The following is a 986-nucleotide window of genomic DNA, read 5'->3' as shown; positions in this document are numbered from 1 at the left end:
CCGCGGCTGATCCCCTGCCGTTGCAGGAAACGCACGTTGACCGCCATCGCCCCCGCGCCGGCGGGCAGCAGATGGTTGGCGAAGGACGCCGCGAACTGGACGGCGAGCACCCGCCCGAACGGCGGGCGTACCGGGATGGTGCCGAGCAGCGACACCGCACCGGCGAGCCACATCGCCACGGTGGCGAGCGCCGCGAGCACGAGCCACTCCCCGTCCGCGCCGGCCAGGCTGTCCCCGCCGGCGTCGACGGCCGTACGGTGCGCGACGCCCAGCACGACCACGGCCAGTGCGGCGCCTGCGCCCAGCAGCACCTTCACGGTGGGACGCCGCAGACGCCTCCCGGCCGCCGTGCCGTCGGAATCCGCGGACCGCCGGGACCGTTCCCTCACACCAGCCCCAATCCGTTCGGACGCCATCAACTATCGCGATAGTACTTTCCTCCGGACGGGATGGCTCGCGCTCAGCCGGGGTTCCGCGGCTCGCCATGGCGGCGCCACCCGGCGGCGGCAGGGGTGGAGCGTACGGGCAGGGCGCGGTGGAAAGGACCGGGCGGTTCGCCCCGCCGTTCGGGACGCCGGCGTCAGACCGGGCGGTCCGCCGAGGAGCCTTTCGACGGCGACCGTCGCGATGAGGAGCGCGGACCGCCTCGCCGGGCAACCGTGCGGGCCCGCGCCCGGTCCCCGGCCCGTGACCCCTTCGTGGCGTACGGGTCGGTGTTCGCGGCGGAGAAACCGATCACCACCGGCTGGAGCGTGGGCAGGACCGTCCCGCGAGACTCCGCGTCCTGCCGGGAGTAGGTGAGGCCGAAGTTCGCGATCGGCGCGCCGGCCCACAGCAGTTCGTCCAGCGCGTCCTCGATGAGCAGGTCGCCGCCACCTCCTCGCTGGCAGGCGGCAGGTGTACGCCGTCGGCGATGAGGTTCCGCTCGGACTCGCCCCCGGCCCCCATGAGGAGGAGCACCTGGCGCAGCGCATCCTCGTCGGACA

Annotated in this window: 2 protein-coding genes; both read right to left on the bottom strand. The window is 74.1% G+C overall.

Annotated features, from left to right (window positions below; all coding sequences use genetic code 11):
• Positions 1-311: lysylphosphatidylglycerol synthase domain-containing protein (locus tag ACFFNX_RS51130; RefSeq protein WP_378213755.1), on the bottom strand; the 311-nt coding region annotated here is incomplete at its 3' end.
• Between the two features lie 424 nt (positions 312-735).
• A partial coding sequence (locus ACFFNX_RS51125) for a hypothetical protein (RefSeq protein WP_378213754.1) occupies positions 736-986 on the bottom strand: 251 nt, incomplete at its 5' end.

The organism is Actinoallomurus acaciae (genome assembly GCF_042429965.1).
GTDB lineage: Bacteria > Actinomycetota > Actinomycetes > Streptosporangiales > Streptosporangiaceae > Actinoallomurus > Actinoallomurus acaciae.
The sequence above is the reverse complement of the archived record's forward strand: the minus strand, read 5'-3'. Positions and strand labels throughout refer to the sequence as shown.